Origin of the sequence: Pantoea sp. CTOTU49201 (assembly GCF_032054795.1) — a bacterium.
Lineage (GTDB): Bacteria > Pseudomonadota > Gammaproteobacteria > Enterobacterales > Enterobacteriaceae > Pantoea > Pantoea symbiotica.
The window spans coordinates 1-485 of the sequence record NZ_DAMBSA010000277.1; the positions used below are offsets into that span (position 1 = coordinate 1).

Consider the following 485-nt stretch of genomic DNA (forward strand, 5'->3'; position numbering starts at 1 on the left):
GCAGTGCGGCTTTGTCATACTCTTTCAGACGCTTCGGCATCCAGTCGAGGAAGTCACGCAGCAAACGTTCCCAGCCTTTCGGCAAGTCATGCGCTACGCCGCCGATGCGGAACCACGCCGGGTGCATACGGAAACCGGTAATCGCTTCAACCACGTCATAAATTTTCTGACGGTCGGTAAAGGCGAAGAACACCGGCGTCATCGCACCGACGTCCTGAATAAAGGTTGAGATATAGAGCAGATGGCTGTTGATGCGGAACAGCTCGGACAGCATCACGCGGATCACATTGACGCGATCCGGCACGGTGATACCCGCCAGTTTTTCCACCGCCAGCACGTACGGCATTTCATTTACGCAGCCGCCGAGGTACTCGATACGGTCGGTGTACGGAATGTAGCTGTGCCAGGATTGGCGCTCGCCCATCTTCTCAGCACCACGATGGTGGTAGCCGACATCGGGAACGCAATCGACGATCTCTTCACCA

1 pseudogene is annotated in these 485 nt (G+C 56.3%); it reads right to left on the minus strand.

Annotation, left to right across the window (positions count from 1 at the left end):
- Positions 1–485 (minus strand): annotated as a pseudogene (locus RTY00_RS17410) (NADH-quinone oxidoreductase subunit C/D); the annotation flags it as partial.